This is a genomic window from Cardiobacterium hominis, assembly GCF_900637305.1.
In the GTDB taxonomy this organism is placed as follows: domain Bacteria; phylum Pseudomonadota; class Gammaproteobacteria; order Cardiobacteriales; family Cardiobacteriaceae; genus Cardiobacterium; species Cardiobacterium hominis.
In genome coordinates this window covers 737,501-754,235 of sequence record NZ_LR134365.1, presented here as the reverse complement: position 1 = coordinate 754,235, position 16,735 = coordinate 737,501, and the positions used below count along the sequence as shown (strand labels likewise).

Annotated in this window: 17 protein-coding genes, 1 tRNA gene, 2 rRNA genes and 1 pseudogene (1 of these 21 only partly in view); 8 read left to right on the top strand and 13 right to left on the bottom strand. The window is 56.9% G+C overall.

Annotated features, from left to right (window positions below):
* The first annotated feature begins 50 nt into the window (after positions 1-50).
* From truD to EL199_RS03470, 5 genes are all read left to right on the top strand, one after another.
* Positions 51-1,076, top strand: a complete 1,026-nt coding sequence (truD, locus tag EL199_RS03490) for a tRNA pseudouridine(13) synthase TruD (protein ID WP_004138814.1) — start codon at positions 51-53, stop codon at positions 1,074-1,076.
* Positions 1,077-1,110: 34 nt separating this feature from the next.
* The gene (locus EL199_RS03485) at positions 1,111-1,482 is read left to right on the top strand and encodes a hypothetical protein (RefSeq protein WP_004138813.1); all 372 of its coding nucleotides are present in this window, start codon (positions 1,111-1,113) and stop codon (positions 1,480-1,482) included.
* A 96-nt stretch (positions 1,483-1,578) separates the two neighbouring features.
* Positions 1,579-2,172 (top strand): LemA family protein, encoded by a 594-nt coding sequence (locus EL199_RS03480; protein WP_004138812.1) that lies wholly within the window; start codon positions 1,579-1,581, stop codon positions 2,170-2,172.
* Complete coding sequence (locus EL199_RS03475; protein ID WP_004138811.1) at positions 2,169-2,936, top strand: TPM domain-containing protein; 768 nt, start codon at positions 2,169-2,171, stop codon at positions 2,934-2,936. Before EL199_RS03480 ends, EL199_RS03475 begins: the two co-directional genes overlap by 4 nt.
* Complete coding sequence (locus EL199_RS03470) at positions 2,899-3,087, top strand: hypothetical protein (protein WP_004138810.1); 189 nt, start codon at positions 2,899-2,901, stop codon at positions 3,085-3,087. Before EL199_RS03475 ends, EL199_RS03470 begins: the two co-directional genes overlap by 38 nt.
* Before the next feature lie 123 nt (positions 3,088-3,210).
* On the opposite strand, the gene treC is transcribed toward EL199_RS03470, so the two are convergent.
* The 3 genes from treC to EL199_RS03455 all read right to left on the bottom strand — a co-directional run bounded on the left by treC (position 3,211) and on the right by EL199_RS03455 (position 6,798).
* Complete coding sequence (gene treC, locus EL199_RS03465; RefSeq protein WP_004138809.1) at positions 3,211-4,863, bottom strand: alpha,alpha-phosphotrehalase; 1,653 nt, start codon at positions 4,861-4,863, stop codon at positions 3,211-3,213.
* A 117-nt stretch (positions 4,864-4,980) separates the two neighbouring features.
* Positions 4,981-5,877: a hypothetical protein gene (locus EL199_RS03460; protein ID WP_004138808.1), complete on the bottom strand. Its 897-nt coding sequence runs from the start codon at positions 5,875-5,877 to the stop codon at positions 4,981-4,983.
* A 489-nt stretch (positions 5,878-6,366) separates the two neighbouring features.
* A complete protein-coding gene (locus EL199_RS03455) occupies positions 6,367-6,798 on the bottom strand; it encodes a hypothetical protein (protein WP_004138807.1) in 432 nt (143 codons plus the stop codon).
* A 74-nt stretch (positions 6,799-6,872) separates the two neighbouring features.
* Here EL199_RS03455 and EL199_RS13610 point away from each other — a divergent pair.
* Together EL199_RS13610 and EL199_RS03450 are read left to right on the top strand one after the other, a co-directional pair.
* A pseudogene (locus EL199_RS13610) lies at positions 6,873-7,103 on the top strand (calcium-binding protein); the annotation flags it as partial.
* Between the two features lie 9 nt (positions 7,104-7,112).
* Positions 7,113-8,009, top strand: coding sequence for a hypothetical protein (locus EL199_RS03450; protein WP_004138806.1), 897 nt, complete (start codon positions 7,113-7,115; stop codon positions 8,007-8,009).
* 170 nt (positions 8,010-8,179) lie between these two features.
* Here the strand turns inward: EL199_RS03450 and EL199_RS13225 are convergent, their stop codons facing one another.
* Both EL199_RS13225 and EL199_RS13735 read right to left on the bottom strand, forming a co-directional pair.
* The gene (locus EL199_RS13225) at positions 8,180-8,794 is read right to left on the bottom strand and encodes an IS256 family transposase, variant Zn-binding type (RefSeq protein ID WP_232008335.1); all 615 of its coding nucleotides are present in this window, start codon (positions 8,792-8,794) and stop codon (positions 8,180-8,182) included.
* A 135-nt stretch (positions 8,795-8,929) separates the two neighbouring features.
* Positions 8,930-9,067, bottom strand: a complete 138-nt coding sequence (locus EL199_RS13735) for an IS1/IS1595 family N-terminal zinc-binding domain-containing protein (protein WP_449240228.1) — start codon at positions 9,065-9,067, stop codon at positions 8,930-8,932.
* Between the two features lie 168 nt (positions 9,068-9,235).
* Here EL199_RS13735 and EL199_RS03440 point away from each other — a divergent pair, with 168 nt between their 5' ends.
* Complete coding sequence (locus EL199_RS03440; RefSeq protein ID WP_004138802.1) at positions 9,236-9,847, top strand: glutathione S-transferase family protein; 612 nt, start codon at positions 9,236-9,238, stop codon at positions 9,845-9,847.
* A gap of 50 nt (positions 9,848-9,897) precedes the next feature.
* Here the strand turns inward: EL199_RS03440 and EL199_RS03435 are convergent, their stop codons facing one another.
* The 8 genes from EL199_RS03435 to EL199_RS03400 form a co-directional block, all read right to left on the bottom strand.
* Positions 9,898-10,389, bottom strand: a complete 492-nt coding sequence (locus EL199_RS03435) for a dihydrofolate reductase (protein WP_126315990.1) — start codon at positions 10,387-10,389, stop codon at positions 9,898-9,900.
* 2 nt (positions 10,390-10,391) lie between these two features.
* Positions 10,392-10,874: a Cys-tRNA(Pro) deacylase gene (gene ybaK / locus EL199_RS03430; RefSeq protein WP_004138798.1), complete on the bottom strand. Its 483-nt coding sequence runs from the start codon at positions 10,872-10,874 to the stop codon at positions 10,392-10,394.
* 4 nt (positions 10,875-10,878) lie between these two features.
* Positions 10,879-11,742, bottom strand: a complete 864-nt coding sequence (locus tag EL199_RS03425) for a polyprenyl synthetase family protein (protein ID WP_040354306.1) — start codon at positions 11,740-11,742, stop codon at positions 10,879-10,881.
* 398 nt (positions 11,743-12,140) lie between these two features.
* Positions 12,141-12,404, bottom strand: coding sequence for a hypothetical protein (locus tag EL199_RS03420; RefSeq protein ID WP_004138793.1), 264 nt, complete (start codon positions 12,402-12,404; stop codon positions 12,141-12,143).
* A 287-nt stretch (positions 12,405-12,691) separates the two neighbouring features.
* A complete protein-coding gene (locus tag EL199_RS03415; RefSeq protein ID WP_004140246.1) occupies positions 12,692-13,168 on the bottom strand; it encodes a ComEA family DNA-binding protein in 477 nt (158 codons plus the stop codon).
* 149 nt (positions 13,169-13,317) lie between these two features.
* A 5S ribosomal RNA gene (gene rrf, locus EL199_RS03410) occupies positions 13,318-13,433 on the bottom strand.
* A gap of 99 nt (positions 13,434-13,532) precedes the next feature.
* Positions 13,533-16,390: ribosomal RNA gene (locus EL199_RS03405) — 23S ribosomal RNA — on the bottom strand.
* Between the two features lie 310 nt (positions 16,391-16,700).
* Positions 16,701-16,735: transfer RNA gene (locus tag EL199_RS03400), tRNA-Ala, on the bottom strand (it continues 41 nt past the right edge of the window).

The window sequence follows — 16,735 nt, the reverse complement described above, 5'->3', positions numbered from 1 at the left end:
CCCCGCCGTGAGCCGCAAGCCTCACGGCTTTTTTATGAGCGAGAACCCCCATGCCCAAACCCCGCGCCACCCTGAAACAAAGCCCCGCCGACTTCCGCGTCGCCGAACAAATCGACTTCCCCTTGACCGGCCACGGCGAACACCTCTGGTGCTACGTCGAAAAAACCAGCCTTAACACCGCCTGGCTCAAGCGCGAATGGGCGCGCCTCACCGACTGCCCGCCCAAAGATATCGCGCACAGCGGCCTCAAAGACCGCCACGCCATTACCCGCCAATGGCTCTCGCTTCCCGCCAAATACAGCGCGCAACTACCCGACAATGGCGACGGCTGGCAGATTCTCGAGCGCCAGCAAAACGAGCGCAAACTGCGCGTTGGCGCGCACCGCTACAACCAATTTGCCATCACCCTGCGCGACATTGATGCCGACCGCGCCCACATTGAGGCCGCATTGACGGCGCTCACCCGCGACGGCTTCCCCAACCATTTCGGCGACCAGCGCTTTGGCCATACGAACCGCGACAAGGCACAACGCTGGGTCGAACGCGGCCAACTGCCGAAAAAACACGACGAACGCGCGCAAGTACTTTCCACCCTGCGCGCCGACGCCTACAACGCCCAACTGGACGCCCGCCTTGCCGCAGCAACCCTACATGCGCCACAACCCGGCGACCGCGCCATGCTCGCCGGTAGCAACAGCCATTTCACCATCGAAGCGGTGGACGATGCCCTGCTGGCGCGACTGGCGAGCGGTGACATCGCCCTCGGCGGCTGGTTGCCCGGCAAAGAAAAAGCACCACTGCCGCCTGCGGTTACCGCCTGGCTGGAAGCCGCCGACGCCACGCAACAAGCGGCCGTCCGCTACCTTGAAAAATACGCCGACGGCGGCTGGCGCGCGCTCACCGTGCGCCCGCGCGACCTGCAATACCACTGGCCGGACGCGCACACCCTGCACCTTGCCTTCACCCTGCCGCGCGGCAGCTACGCCACCGCCCTGCTCGCCAGCCTTTTCGACCTCCACGACGCGAGCAGCGCAAACGGCCCAAGCGATATTCCATCCCGCCCGCAAAATCCGTAAAATGTGCGCCCCATTCACAAACGGAGACTCACACATGAGCGAACACAACTGCGGCTGCGGCTGCCACGAACCGCACCACGCCAACCACGAACACCAGCACGGCCCGAATTGCGGTCACACCACCATCAAACACGAAGGCCACGTTGATTACCTGCACGACGGCCACCTGCACCACCCGCACGGCAACCACGTCGATGAACACCGCATCGCCGTCAGCGCCACCAACCCGGACGTCTGCACCCCAGATCATCACTGCAACGGCCACGAAGCGGGACATGTACACGGCCCCGGCTGCGGACACGAAGCCGTACCGCATGGCGACCACACCGACTACCTCGTTGATGGCCACCTGCACCACCCGCACGGCGACCACTGCGACAACCACGGCCCGGTCGAACTCGCCTGATTGCCCGCCTCATACAGCGGCTTCCGCCCCGGAAGCCGCTTTTTCTTTGCCGCATAAGACGTTACACTTTGCGCCAACCCACCACCGGAGTCTCCTATGAAACGCCTGCCCTTCATCCTTCTCGGTCTTGCCATCATCCTCGGCGCTTACGGCGTCGCCCTCTACAACAGCCTGCAACGTGCCGATGAGAGCGTGAATGCCGCCTGGTCGGAAGTCGTCAACCAGTACCAACGCCGCGCCGACCTCGTCCCCAACCTGGTCGAAACCGTCAAAGGCTACGCCAAACACGAACAGACCCTGCTGACCGAAATCACCGCGGCGCGCGCGCGGGTAAGCAGCATTGCGCCGACTCCAGAGATGCTCAGCGACGCCGCCGCCCTGGAGCGCTACCGCGCCGCGCAGAGCGAGCTGGGCAATAGCCTCGCGCGCCTGCTTGCCGTCTCGGAAAACTACCCCGACCTCAAGGCGAGCCGCAATTTCGAGAACCTGATGACCCAGCTTGAAGGCACGGAAAACCGCATCACCACCGCGCGCAACCGCTACATCGAACAAGTCCGCGACTACAACAGCCGCCTGCGCACCTTCCCTGCCTCGCTCATCGCCAGCAGCATCGGCATGACCGCCAAAGCCAACTTCCAGGTGGAAAACGAAGCCGCCATCAGCACGCCGCCGCAAGTGAGCTTCCCATGAAACGCTGGCTCCTCCTGCTCGCCTTGCTTGCAGGCGTAGCGCACGCCATTGCGCCGGACAAACTCACCCTCGGCAAAGAACCCGTCGTCGATCAGGCGGCGATGCTCGCACCCGCCGAAACAGCGGCGCTGAACCAAAAGCTGCGCACGCTGCACGAGGCGCAAGTGATGCAGGGTGCCATCGTGCTGATCGATAACCTGAACGGCATGAGCGATTTTGACTACGGCATGGCGGTTTTCCAGCGCTGGCAGCTGGGCGACCGCACGCGCAACGACGGCCTGCTCATCCTCCTCAGCGAAAAAGAGCACGCCATCCGCATCATCACCGGGCGCGGCATTGAGGGCGACATCCCCGACGCCTTCGCCAAAAAAGTGATTAACGGCATGGTGCCGTCGTTCAAACAAGGCCGCTTCGCCGCCGGGCTGAACAAGGGCGTGGACGAAATCGCCGCGCGCTTGCAGACCGACCCGGCAGAACGCCTCGCTTTGGCCGGACACACGGATGATGCCGGGCACACGGCGGATGCGTTTTCAGAAACCACCGGCATGCTGACCTTCCTCCTCACCTTCGTCGGCCGCCTGCCTGCGCACCCGGACGCGCATTGTGCTGCTGGCGCTGGCCGGGGGCGGCTTCTACCTCACCGGCCACGCCCTGCCGCAGGTTCTTACCATCGTCCTTGCCGCCTACATCGTCGCGGGCTCATTACGCGGCATCTTCCGAGGACTCATGCGCGGGAAAAGCGACGGGGGCGGCTCCGACGATGATGATGACGATGACGGCAGCGGCGGCTACAGCAGCCGCAGCAGTTTCGCCTCTCCTTTCTCCTCCTCCTCATCATCGTCGTCCTCCTCGTCTAGCGATTACGGCGGCGGCGGTGGTAGCTCCGCCGGCGGTGGCGCGGGCGGGACGTGGTAGCCCGCAGCAAGACGGTTGAAAAGCGCCCCTAATGGGGCGGGTATGGATTGCACGCGCCTGAGGATGAACATAGAAAACCCGCCATGACGGCGGGTCGTTTGTTTAGGCGGGCGGGAGCCGGACTCACTTCTTTCGCAGATAAATCAGCGCCTCATATGGCCGCAGCAGCACTTCTTCCGCCAAGACCGCGGGCGAGTCGGCATAGTTGCCCAGCAGCAGCTGATAGCCCGCCGTATCCGCGAGCGGCGCTTTCGCCCCCTCGCCGTAGAAATTCGCCAAGACAAGCAGCGTCGCCGCGTCATTCTCGCGGCGGTAGGCGAATATTTGCGGATGGTCGGCGAGGAGCGGGCTGTAGTCGCCGTCCTGGACGACGCGCTGCGTTTTGCGCAGTTGAATCAGCGCGCGGTAGTGGGCGTAGATGCTCCGCGGGTCGCGCGTTGCCGCCTCGGCGTTGATTTCCGTGTGGTTCGGATTCACGCGCAACCACGGCGTGCCGCTCGTGAATCCCGCCTGCGCGCCCGCCGTCCACTGCATCGGCGTGCGCGCGTTGTCGCGGCTGCGCGCCCGCAGCAGTTCGTGAATGGCCGCCGCGTCCCGCCCCGCCGCTGTTTCGATGGCGTAGAGGTTGGTGCTTTCGATGTCGCGGTAGTCGTCGATGTCGTCGAAGTAGGCGTTGGTCATGCCGATTTCTTCGCCCTGATAGACGTAAGGCGTGCCGCGCAGCATGTGCAGCGCGCTTGCCAGCATGGTCGCGGACTCAACGCGGTAGCGGCGGTCATCGCCGAAGCGGCTCAAGGCGCGCGGCTGGTCGTGGTTGTTCCAAAAGAGCGCGTTCCAGGCGTTACCCGCCGCCATGCCTGTCTGCCAGTCGCTGATGAGGCGCTTCAGCGCCGCGAAATCAAAGGGTTGCAGCGCCCATTTTTGTTGGTCTTTGTAATCCACCTTGAGGTGGTGGAAGGTGAAGACGCTGGAAAGCTCGCCGCTTGCTGCGCCTGCGTACTGCACGCATTCGTCGAGTCGGGTCGAGCTCATCTCGCCGACGGTGAAGCTCTCCGCATCGCGACCGAAGCTGGCACGGTTCAGCTCGCGCAGGTATTCATGCACGTGCGGGCCGTCGGTGTAGAACTGGCGACCGTCGGCGTGATTGGGGTCGTCGGCAAATTCGCGCTTGCTGATGAGGTTGATGACGTCAAAGCGGAAGCCATGCACGCCTTTTCCCTGCCAGAAGCGGACGATGTCGGCGACTTCCGCGCGCACCGCCGGGTTGGTCCAGTCCAAATCCGCCTGGGTAACGTCGAAAAGGTACAGATAATACTGCCCGACTTCCGCCGCGTATTGCCAGGCGCTGCCGCCGAATTTGGACTGCCAGTTGGTCGGCGCGCTGCCGTCAGGCTTGCCGGGGCGGAACAAATAATAGGCGCGGTATTTGGCGTCGCCGGCGAGCGCTTTTTGGAACCACTCGTGCGCGGTCGAGGTGTGGTTGAAAACCATGTCGAGCATGATGTCGATGCCGCGCGCTTTCGCCTCGCGGCAGAGGCGCTCAAAATCCGCCATCGTGCCGTAAACCGGGTCAATGGCGCGGTAATCGGCGATGTCGTAGCCGTTATCGCGCTGCGGCGAGGGATAAATCGGATTGAGCCAGAGATAATCCACGCCGAGCGCTTGCAGGTAATCGAGCTTGCTGATGATGCCCGGGAGGTCGCCGATGCCGTCGCCGTTCGTGTCGCAGTAGGATTTGGGATAGATTTGGTAAACGACTTTGTCTTTGAAGTTCATGGGATCTCCTAGTGATGATTGTCGCGTGCAGTAGAAGAGGGTTTTGTATTCCATGGTACGAGTATATGAAAAAACCCTTCTCCGTTACCGGAGAAGGGTTGCGGGGTAGCACACCGATTACGGCAACAACGGTTTCACCGTGCTGTCCGCTGCGGCAGCTGCAAACGGCGGCTGTTGCAGCGGCGGAGTAGCAAGGTTGTCCGCCGTCGCGCTGCGAGTATCGAAGGCAGCCATAGCTTCGATCAGATGTTGTGCCTGAGCGGCAGCCTTGGCATCACTTGCGGTGGCAGCACTTTGTGTGCCGCTCGTAGTTGGTGTTACTGAATGGCTGTCCGTCGTGGCAGCACCGTCTTGTTGCCCGGCATTTTCGGCCTGTGCCGCCAAAGCCTTGGCTGGAGCGGTAGCAGTGGTATCACGATCAGCCGCAGCGGCTTGTTGTGCGACTGCCGCTTTTTCTGTTGATGACGTCCCAACAGATGTCGCAGGCGCAGTTCCCGCCTTCGCTTCTTTAACTGTTTGTGCAGAGGCTGCCGTCTCCGTCGCTGTTTGCGCAGTGACGTTTTCTGCCGTCTGTGTTGTCCCGGCAGATGATGCAGGAGCGGCTTCCGCTTTCGCTTCTTTAACCGTTTGTGCAGAAGCAACCGTATCCGTCGCTATTTGCGAGGCGGAATTTTCCTCCGTTGCGGCGACACTCGCGGATGGCAGACCATCTTTGAGAAGATCGCGGCTGCGGATACTTGCAGCATCGTAAGTCACATCGTCGAATCGCAGATTGTAGTGGTTCTGGCCAGGACGGTCGTAGTAGCTTTGTACAGTGACCTGGTCGCTTTCGTTACCATAAGCCCGAATAGTGAGGTCACCACCTACACGTCCGAAGACAGCATCTTTGGCTTTGGCACCATGGAAAACGAGTGTGTCAGCTTCGGTTGTACCGCGTGACCAGTCATAGACGCTGTCTTTGCCGTGACCTTTGGCGAAGAGGTAGGTATCGCTCTCGTAGTCGCCGCCCTGCATGTGGTCGTCACCAGCGCCGCCAACGAGGGTGTCATGGCCTTTGCCGCTAGTTCTACTAAGACATCTACTCTTGCCATAATAACCTCCATGCAATACAATAAATCTGCTGATTGCAATAAATGAAAATAACCTTACTCAGATATTAAAAGGACTTCTTTATAACTAAGCTGGAAAAACAATAGCGATATAAATAAACTTGAATTTGTTACTACGTGTTTACAAGCAAAAATTCAAGAACTAGTTATAACGTTATTGCATGCCGTCTTTGTAAAAAGAAACACATCATACCAATCCTAAGAAATAATCTGAGCGTATTAGCGCATCTCTCCGTGTTCTCTACACAAGATTTCTTTGATCCGTCTTCTCAGCTTAATTCTCAGGATGGACATTAATGTTACTCTTCTTATTTTTTAGGTAAAGAATTTTATTTTTTCTTTAATTATCAATAAATTAAATTCGGCGTGTTAAATATTTTTCTCTGGAATGGCATTAGAAATGCTCGTCAAACCAGCGGCGGATACTGCCAAACGCCAGATTGATGAAGAAAAAAGGCCAAAAGACCGGGCCGGCGAGGCTGAGGATGGGGTTGAGGAGGAGGCTGAATTTGAGGGAACAGCCGGCCTTGGTCAGATAGTGGCAGCCGAGGATCAGCCACAGCCACACCGCGATATACAGCACGTTTATCCAGAAAAGGACGCGGCCCGGCGCAGTGCCATCATCGCTTTGCCGGGAGAGCGGCGGCAGCGGGCGCTGATGGATGACGGCATCGGCGGCCGCAGCAATTTCCTGCCCGGTTTTTTCGACGTCTTGCAGGTAGTCGATGTCGATTTCGCGCGCATTGCCGAGGCGGTCGGTGATGTCGAGGCGGTAGTGGCCCGGCCCTTTGTACGGCACGATTTTCCGGTATGCGATGCCTTTCATCTCCGCCCAGCGCAGGCTGATGGTGTTGCCAAAGGGTGTGTAGAAATGCAGGCCGTCGCCGTCTATCGCCGCCTCATGGCGGCACCGGTAACGACAGCATTTCCGGCGATGACGGCAACGATACTCTGAACGGTAACGACGGTAACGATACCCTCAACGGCGATAACGGTGACGATACGCTGAACGGCGGTGCGGGTAACGACACCCTCAAAGGCGATAACGGTGACGATACGCTGAACGGTGGTGCGGGTAACGACAAGCTCTATGGCGGCAAAGGCCATGACACCCTCGTTGGCGGCGCTGGTGACGACCACATGCAGGGCGGCGACTACGAGAGCGATACCTACCTCTTCGCCAAAGGTCACGGCAGAGACAGCGTCTATGATTGGTCACGCGGTACAACCGAAGCTGACACACTCGTTTTCCATGGCGCCAAAGCCAAAGATGCTGTCTTCGGACGTGTAGGTGGTGACCTCACTATTCGGGCTTATGGTAACGAAAGCGACCAGGTTACTGTACAAAGCTACTACGACCGTCCTGGCCAGAACCACTACAATCTGCGATTCGACGATGTGACTTACGATGCTGCAAATATCCACAGCCGCGATCTTCTCAAAGATGGTCTGCCATCCGCGAGTGTCGCCGTAACGGAGGAAAATTCCGCCTCGCCAACAGCGACGGATGCGGCTGCTTCTGCACAAACGGTTAAAGAAGCGAAAGCGGAAGCCGCTCCTGCATCATCTGCCGGGACAACGCAGACGGCAGAAAACGTCATCGCGCAAACAGTGACGAATACGGCAGCCTCTGCACAAACAGTTAAAGAAGCGAAGGCGGAAACTGCGCCCACGACATCTGTTGGGACGTCATCAACAGAAAAAGCGGCAGTCGCACAACAAGCCACTGCAGCTGATCGTGATACCACTGCTACCGCTCCGTCCAAGGCTTTGGCGGCACAAGCCGAAAGTGCCGGGCAACAAGGCGGTGTTGCCACGACGGACAGCTATCCGGTAACACCAACTACGATCGGTACGCAAAGTGCTGCCACCGCAAGTGATGCCAAGGCTGCCGCTCAGGCACAACATCTGATCGAAGCTATAGCTGCCTTCGATACTCGCAGCGCGACGGCGGACAACCTCGCCACTCCGCCGCTGCAACAGCCGCCGCTTGCAGCTGCCGCAGCGGACAGCACGGTGAAACCGTTGCTACCGTAATCGGTGTGCTACCCCGCAACCCTTCTCCGGCAACGGAGAAGGGTTTTTTATTGGCGGATTCGTTAGTAAAAAACGCCTTTCCCTGCGGAAAGACGTTGTCTACGGGAGAGGTGTTCGTCAGGGCTCAAGCGTAGGTATAGTTAAACATGGCGTATAGGACAAAAAAGGAGCTATCCATCGTCAGGCATGGCGAAATAATCCTTTATAAACCTGACCTTATTCTCTCTTTTCATCCCGTGATGACACCCCAATTTGCGCTTTAAGTCGGCAAAGCGCCCATCCAGCAAATTAGTGGTGTTGCACATGCCCAACTCAGGGTGCGCCTCGAAGGTAAACAGGTAGTCCAAATTCCGTTTCAGGCTCAAATACGCGCTTCTCAGCGTCTTGTGCGTGTAGTGCGAACTGCCGCTTTCCTCGTTGGCCGTTCGTTCGTTGAGGAAGCCCTCACGCTGCCCAAACCACGCCTGCAGCGCGCCTTGAAACGCTGTCTTGCCGCTGTCCTTCAGGGTGAGCGTCAGCCGCCACAGCGCCTTACCTACGCCCGTTTTCGGGTTACGTGTCAGATAACGGCTGACGGTTTTGACCTGGTGAAACTGGCATAGCTGCGCGGGAATCTCGGGGAACAGCTGCAACAATCCTTTCCGCCCGTCACAAACGATGCTCTGTATTACAACGCCTTTTTCCCGAAGCTCGTTCAGCGCCGCGGCATACAGGGCGTTGGTTTCGTATTTGACTTCATCGACGGACAGAGCCTGTTGGCTAATGCTGTCCATCAGCACCATCATGCCGAAACTGCGCCCGAAGTATGTGGTATCCATGATGATGTTGGCTTTTTCGGGCAGCGGGTAGCGCTCCCTGATTTACGCCCTGCGAAGGCGGCGATAGATGGTTTTGCTGCTGCATCCATACTGCTTGGCAAGCTACGCGGCCGTTTGTTTGCCTGCGCTATAAGCTGTCCAAAGCTCGTCGTTTTGAAGGCGCTTGCCGCCGTCAAAACGTTTGCCGCAAGCCTTGCATTTATATCGTTGCTTGCCATTTTGCCAGCCATCTTTTTTGATCTGCTTTGAGCCGCAGAAAAAGCATTTTTTGTGTTCAAAGCCTTTGACCCCGCTTAAAGCCTTGCAGCATAAGGCTTACAGCGATTCTTGGCTCCTTTTTTGTCCTATACGCCGAAATTTGCTATAACGGCTTCCCGCACATCACGTGCTTAATCAAAAGGAGTCCCCATGCTTACCTTGCATTATTTCCCCGGCAGTTGCGCCTTCGTGCCGCACGTCGCGCTGGAATGGTCCGGCCTGCCTTACCGCGTGCAGGCGGAAACCAAAGCCAGCATCAAGGAGCCGGCCTATCTCAAATTGAACCCGATGGGACAGGTGCCGCTTTTGGAAGACGGCGGCTGGACGCTGACCCAAAACGTCGCCATCATTGATTATGTGAACGAGCTTGCGCCGCAGGCGGGCATCTTTACCCACGGCGACGCCAAACAGCGGGCGAAAGCGCGGCAATGGCTGGTCTTTGCCAATGTCGATTTGCACCGCCAGTTCAGCCTGGTCTTCGGCCCGGCGCGCTATGTGGATGATGAGGCGGCACAACAGGCGCTGGCGGCGAAAGGGCGCGAGGCAGTTTTGCGTCTGTACGGCATCGTTGAAGAAGCGCTCGCCGGGCAGCCGTTCCTGGCGGGCGAATTGAGCATCGCCGATGTCTATGTGTACACGACGCTGCGCTGGGCGAAAGGGCTGAAGCTGGATTTGTCCGCCTTCCCGCGTCTCGCGGCGTACTTCGACCGCGTCGGCGCCAATCCGGGCGTGATGGCGGTCTTGCAACAGGAAAACGGCTGAGGTTTTCCGCCATAAAAAAAGCGCCCGGTTGGGGCGCTTTTTTTGTGACTTTACCGTCGCCGCTCGTAGCGGCAGAAACTCATGGGGTAGGGATTGGCATCGTCTACCGCGTGGTTTTCGCGTGCCGTTTCCTGCCATGCGCCGGGTTCAATCGGCGGGAAGTACGCATCCGCCTGCGCCACCGTGGTGTGGACGTGCGTGACCAGCAGGGTATCGGCCAGCGGCAGCGCGAGGCGGTAAATTTCCGCGCCGCCGATGATGAAGATTTTATCGCCGCGCGCGCGGGCGATGGCCGTTGCCAGATCGGGGCAGGTTTCTGCATCGGGCAGAGCGAGCGCGGCATTGCGGCTGATGACCAGATTTTGCCGCCCCGGCAGGGCGCGGCCGATGCTGTCGTAGGTCTTGCGCCCCATGATGACCGGATGGCCGAGGGTCTGCGCCTTGAAGTGTTTCAGGTCGCGCGGCAGATGCCACGGCATGGCGCCTTGGTGGCCGATGGCGCGGTTGTCGCTTTGCGCGACGATGAGGAGGATTTCGGGCATGCTCATTCCACCGAGACGTTTACCGTTTGCGGGTTGAGTACGGCGAGGTCTTGCGGGCGGATGATGACCTGAAAGCCGCGTTTGCCGCCGTTGATGCAAAGGCGCTCCAGCGCGTAAATGCTTTCTTCCACGTACACCGGCAGCGCGGTTTTCGTGCCGAAGGGCGAGGTGCCGCCGAAGAGGTAGCCCGTCCATTTGCTTGCCTGCGCCGCCGTTGCCGGTTCGATGTGCTTCATGCCGAGCTGGCGCGCGAGATTGCGCGTCGAGATTTCGCGGTCGCCGTGCATGAGGACGATGAGGCCGTGTTTGGCCTCGTTCGCCAGCACGATGGTCTTGATGACCTGGTGTTCGTTGAGTCCCAATTCGGCGGCGGTTTGCGCGGTGCCGCCGTGTTCTTCATAGGCAAATACGTGCGGCTCGTAGGCGATGTGATGCTCGCGCAGGAAGCGGATGGCAGGGGTGACGGGGTATTTTTCTTTGCTCATGGCGTTAATGGCTGCGGTGGATGATGCGCGCAAGCAGCGCGCAGAGATGCGGTGCGCCGTTAGGCAGGCGGGCGGCGGCGGCCTGGGCGCGGGCGCTGTGTTCGGCAAATATGGCGCGGCTTTCCTCCAGACCGAGCAGCACGGGATACGTGTTTTTGCCCTGCGCCGCGTCCTTGCCGGCGGTTTTGCCGAGGGTGGCGCTGTTGGCGGTGGCGTCCAAAATGTCGTCAGCGATTTGATAGGCGATGCCGAGGTGTTCGCCGAGCTCGTCCAGGGTGGCGGCGTGCGCGGCGTAGTCGGCGGCGGGCAGGGCGCCGAGGTGCAGCGCGGCACGAATGAGTGCGCCGGTTTTGCCGCGGTGAATGGCTTGCAGCTGCGGCAGCGTGAGGGTTTTGCCGGTCGCGGCCATGTCGCCCATCTGCCCGCCAATCATCCCCGCCCAACCGGCAGCATCGGCAAGGGTCTGGATTTGCGCCAGCCGGGTCGCGGGCGGAAGCGGACTGTTCGCCAGCAGCGCGAAAGCGAGGGTGTTCAGCGCATCCCCGGCGAGGATGGCGGTGGCTTCATCAAAAGCGCGGTGCGTACTGGGACGGCCACGACGCAGGTCGTCATCATCCATCGCTGGCAGATCGTCGTGAATGAGCGAGTAGGCGTGGATGGCCTCAACCGCGCAGGCGGCGGCATCAACACTATCCGGCGGCACGCCGAAATCGTCTGCCGTTGCATACAGCAGCGCCGCGCGTAGCCGCTTGCCGCCACCAAGGGTTGCATAACGCATGGCGTCGGCAAGGCGCGCGCCTGCAGGCGGCAAGGCACGGCTCAGGGCGGTTTCAATGCGCGTCTGATAACGCGCGAGGGGTTCGGTCATGAAGATGAATGCAGTAAGTACAAATTCGGGCGCGATAGTATCACGTTGATTAGCGCCGTGGATGATGGACGTACAAGACAACATGGAGGAGCGATTCTAGCGTGTTGACAATTGAGGTACCCTCTCCCCGCAGGGCAAAGCCCACAGCGGGCAGGTACCCATGCAAAATGCGAACGCCTTTTTCAAGGGAACCCGGGGAGGGAGTGAGCAATCATTGACGAACCAAAATTGCTGTTTTTCAATTGATTGCTGCCCTCAGCCCACCCTCTCTCTCGCCCTGCGGACAAGCATTGCTCGCGTAGTGAGAGAGGGCTCGTTCATCTAATTGTCAACAGCCCCTAGTCTCCATATCGCCCTGTACGCTAATATGGAATTAAGGCGTATAGAGCAAAAAGGTGCTACCCACCGTCAGACATAGCGAAGTAATCCTTTATAAACCTGAGCTTATTCTCTCTTTTCATCCCGTGATGACACCCCAATTTGCGCTTTAAGTCGGCAAAGCATCCATCCAGCAAATTGGTGGTGTTGCACATGCCCAACTCAGGGGGCGCCTCGAAGGTAAACAGATAGTCCAAATTCCGTTTCAGGCTCAAATACGCGCTTCTCCGCGCCTTAATGCGGGCGTCTTGCGCTTGTTTTGCCACCAGGGTGGGATTTTGCATGTCCTGATGTTTGCGGTACCAGGCACGTAACGTCTCGGGATTACAGCCGATTTTAGGTGCAATTGCCAAAATGGCAGCCCAGTCGGAAGGATGCTGCGCGCGGGCTTCTTCGACTAACCGGATAGCGCGCTCGCGTACTTCGGGAGGGTATTTTAGGGTGCATCATGGTCTGGTTGCCGCTTTGAGTGAATTGTCAACACGCCCTAGTAGCATATACATATAGCAGATCTATACAATGAAAAGGCCAACGACTCGTTGGCCTTTAATTTCCGCGAGACGGCTAAGACTTAATTACCCTTGTCAGCAGCCTCGGTAGCCTTCTTCGCTTTGGAGACTTTTTCTTTCCCCTTGCCTTCCGTATTTTTCGCGTCAGTCGCGGCCTTGTCTTCGACTGCCTTCACAGCCTTGCCCTTCCCTGCCTTCTCTGTCGCTGCCGCTTTATCTGCTTCTCCGCCTTTATCTTCAACTCCTGCGGATTTGGCTTGCTCTACCGCCACGCCCTTGTCACCTTCAACTACGATTTCACTACGCAGTTTTTCCAACGTTGCCTTACCTACTCCCTTGACATTGAGCAGTTCTTCCACGTTTTTAAAACCACCGTGCGCTTCGCGATAGGCAATGATATCTGCGGCCTTCTTGGCACCAATACCTTTCAATGTTTGTAATTCTTCCTGGTTTGCCGCGTTGATATCCACTACAGCCAAAGCAGCTGTGGACAGTCCCAAGATTGCGCTCATCAGCAAGACTTTGATGGTTTTCAGCATGGTTCATTCCTCGCATGTAAAAAATGGATTAAATGCGTCCGTTTCCTGGACGCCAAGCCATTCTGGCATATCCTGCCCCGCCGAATCAACAAAAACCTCTAGATGGTATAAAGAAAAAGCCTCCGGTTTCCCGGAGGCTTTGTATTAAAACCTGACAGTGTCCTACTCTCACATGGGGAAGCCCCACACTACCATCGGCGATGCTGCGTTTCACTTCTGAGTTCGGCATGGGTTCAGGTGGTGCCACAGCTCTATGGCCGTCAGGAAAACCGGTTACATTCAATTCCCTCTGATGCTTTGCATCAGATTCGCGTAATTCTTTTCGCCTCAACTTCTGAGCAGCTCAAAATAACTTGAGCGTTGTATGATCAAGCCTCACGATCAATTAGTACTCCTTAGCTGCATGTATTACTACACTTCCACATGGAGCCTATCAACGTCGTAGTCTTCAACGGATCTTTAGAGACCTTTAAGGTCTAGGGAGATCTTATCTTGGGAGGGGCTTCCCGCTTAGATGCTTTCAGCGGTTATCCCTTCCGAACATAGCTACCCGGCTGTGCCACTGGCGTGACAACCGGTACACCAGAGGTTCGTCCATTCCGGTCCTCTCGTACTAAGAACAGCTTCCCTCAAATCTCCAACGCCCACGGCAGATAGGGACCGAACTGTCTCACGACGTTCTGAACCCAGCTCGCGTACCACTTTAAATGGCGAACAGCCATACCCTTGGGACCTGCTACAGCCCCAGGATGTGATGAGCCGACATCGAGGTGCCAAACTCCTCCGTCGATATGGACTCTTGGGAGGAATCAGCCTGTTATCCCCGGAGTACCTTTTATCCGTTGAGCGATGGCCCTTCCATTCAGAACCACCGGATCACTAAGACCTACTTTCGTATCTGCTCGACTTGTCTGTCTCGCAGTTAAGCGGGCTTCTGCCTTTGCACTCTTGGTGCGATTTCCGACCGCACCGAGCCCACCTTCGCACTCCTCCGTTACTCTTTGGGAGGAGACCGCCCCAGTCAAACTACCCACCAGACACTGTCTGCAACCCGGATTACGGGTCTACGTTAGAACATCAAAATAAGCAGGGTGGTATTTCAAGGTCGGCTCCACAGAAACCAGAGTCTCTGCTTCAAAGCCTCCCACCTATCCTATGCAACTTATTTCAATGTTCAGTGTCAAGCTGTAGTGAAGGTTCACGGGGTCTTTCCGTCTTGCCGCGGGTACACTGCATCTTCACAGCGATTTCAACTTCACTGAGTCTCGGGTAGAGACAGCGCCGCCATCGTTACGCCATTCGTGCAGGTCGGAACTTACCCGACAAGGAATTTCGCTACCTTAGGACCGTTATAGTTACGGCCGCCGTTTACCGGGGCTTCGATCAAGAGCTTGCACCCCATCAATTAACCTTCCGGCACCGGGCAGGCGTCACACCCTATACGTCCACTTGCGTGTTTGCAGAGTGCTGTGTTTTTGATAAACAGTCGCAGCGGCCTATTCTCTGCGGCCTCCAACAGCTATTCACTATCAGAGGCATACCTTATCCCGAAGTTACGGTATCATTTTGCCGAGTTCCTTTACCCGAGTTCTCTCAAGCACCTTGGAATTCTCTTCCTACCCACCTGTGTCGGTTTGGGGTACGGTTGTCATAATCTGAAGCTTAGAGGCTTTTCCTGGAAGCAGAGCATCAACCACTTCGTTTCCGTAGAAACTCGTCATCACGTTTCAGTCTTAGGAACCCGGATTTGCCTAAGTCCCCAACCTACGCGCTTAAACACACATCCAACAGTGTGCTGGCCTAGCTTTCTCCGTCCCCCCATCGCAATTATGATCAGTACAGGAATATTAACCTGTTTCCCATCGACTACGCGTTTCCGCCTCGCCTTAGGGGCCGACTCACCCTGCGCCGATTAGCGTTGCGCAGGAAACCTTGGGTTTTCGGTGTGCGGGTTTTTCACCCGCATTATCGTTACTCATGTCAGCATTCGCACTTGTGATACCTCCAGCATGCTTCTCAACACACCTTCTTCGGCTTACACAACGCTCCCCTACCACTTGCATCTTCATGCAAATCCGCAGCTTCGGTAGACAGTTTAGCCCCGGTAAATCTTCCGCGCAGGACGACTCGACTAGTGAGCTATTACGCTTTCTTTAAAGGATGGCTGCTTCTAAGCCAACCTCCTAGCTGTCTAAGCCTTCCCACTTCGTTTCCCACTGAACTGTCATTTCGGGACCTTAGCTGGCGGTCTGGGTTGTTTCCCTCTTCACGACGGACGTTAGCACCCGCCGTGTGTCTCCTGTAGTAAAACTTTACGGTATTCGGAGTTTGCATCGGGTTGGTAAGTCGGTATGACCCCCTAGCCGAAACAGTGCTCTACCCCCGTAAGTCAATCTACAAGGCACTACCTCAATAGTTTTCGGGGAGAACCAGCTATCTCCGAGCTTGTTTAGCCTTTCACTCCTATCCACAGGTCATCCCCGCATTTTTCAACATGCGTGGGTTCGGTCCTCCAGTTGATGTTACTCAACCTTCAACCTGCCCATGGATAGATCGCCCGGTTTCGGGTCTACACCCAGAGACTTATCGCCCTATTAAGACTCGCTTTCGCTACGGCTCCCCTATTCGGTTAACCTCGCCACTGAATGTAACTCGCTGACCCATTATACAAAAGGTACGCCATCACATATCTTCATATGCTCTGACTGCTTGTATGCACACGGTTTCAGGTTCTATTTCACTCCCTTCACCAGGGTTCTTTTCGCCTTTCCCTCACGGTACTGGTTCACTATCGGTCGACAACGAGTATTTAGCCTTGGAGGATGGTCCCCCCATCTTCAGACAGGATTTCACGTGTCCCGCCCTACTCGATTCATTGTGTATGGCTTTCGTATACGGGGCTATCACCCTCTATGGCCACCCTTCCCAGGATGTTCTACTAGCTCATACGCAACTTAATTGGGCTTCTCCGCGTTCGCTCGCCGCTACTTGCGGAATCTCGGTTGATTTCTTTTCCTCGGGGTACTTAGATGTTTCAGTTCTCCCGGTTCGCTTCCGCAGTCTATGTATTCAACTACGGATGACCCTAAGGTCGGGTTGCCCCATTCGGAGATCCCCGGATCATTGCTTGTTATCAGCTTCCCGGGGCTTTTCGCAGATTTCCACGTCCTTCTTCGCCTGTTGTCGCCAAGGCATCCACCGTGTGCACTTATTCACTTGATCATACAACCTCAAGTTATCTTTCGGTTGTGCTGTTCTCTCTTTACTACTCTACGTTTTCAGATTCTGAAGTATGCTTCGCTTTCGCCTTGCTCTCTCATCATCTGTTGGCTACGCAGAGGAAAACATAAGTAACAACGTCTTGTTTTTCTCAGCTACTCAATTTAGTTGTTTAAATTGAATGTTTCCGGTTGTTATAGATCATTGTCCTAAGACAACAAAAAATTGAACACCATGTGCTCCATCTGTGTTCTTACATCAGCTTTAGCTTCATGTTCAATTTTCTGCTCTCTTTAGCAAACTACGTTTCAAATGGTGGAGCCAAGGAGGATCGAACTCCTGACCTCC